The organism is Bartonella sp. AA81SXKL, from assembly GCF_042196945.1.
GTDB lineage: Bacteria > Pseudomonadota > Alphaproteobacteria > Rhizobiales > Rhizobiaceae > Bartonella.
The window spans coordinates 1-758 of sequence record NZ_JBHIRH010000203.1 but is presented as its reverse complement, the minus strand read 5'-3'; the positions used below and the strand labels follow the sequence as shown (position 1 = coordinate 758).

Sequence of the window (758 nt, the reverse complement as noted above, 5' to 3'; positions counted from 1 at the left end):
TTCACTTTTTGTTTCTGGTGTTTGATTAAGTGGGAAACTTGAGATTAATGCAAAATGATCTCTTTGAATATCTCCCTTTTTACTTAACTTTTTAGCCATGACATTTCTACATTTATTTAGACATATGAATTTGAAATATAAAAAATATTTTTAGGAGATTGCGTAAATATTTCGCAACCTTCGTTTGTTACACCAATTGTATGTTCATACTGTGCAGTAAGAGATCTATCACGTGTAACGGCAGTCCAGCCATCAGATAAAATCTTAACTTGTGGTTTACCAAGATTAATCATCGGTTCAATTGTAAACATCATACCTTGTTTGAGTTCTATTCCTTCTCCAGGGTTTCCATAATGCAGAATATTCGGAGCATCATGAAAAAGCTGACCGATTCCATGTCCACAAAAGTCTCTCACAATTGAGCACCGTTCAGATTCCGCATAGCGCTGAATTGCTGCACCAATATCACCTGTGGTTGCTCCGGGTTTGACTGCGGCAATTCCTCTCATAAGGCTTTCATAGGTTATCTTTAGCAAGCGTTCTGCAGCACGTCTGATTTTTCCAACAGGATACATGCGGCTTGAATCACCATGCCAGCCATCCAGAATAAAGGTTACATCAACATTGACAATATCGCCTTCTTGCAAGGGTCTCTTATTGGGGATACCATGACAAACAACGTGATTGATGGATGTACAGCATGAATAACCGTATCCATGATAATTCAAGTCAGCAGGAAGGGCTCCTCGCTCCGCTCC

General features: G+C 39.6%; 1 protein-coding gene. It reads right to left on the bottom strand.

Going from position 1 to position 758, the window contains the following annotated elements:
* Window positions 1–116 precede the first annotated feature (116 nt).
* The coding region (gene map / locus ACFINZ_RS10600) for a type I methionyl aminopeptidase (RefSeq protein ID WP_375701493.1) at window positions 117–758 on the bottom strand (642 nt) is incomplete at its 5' end.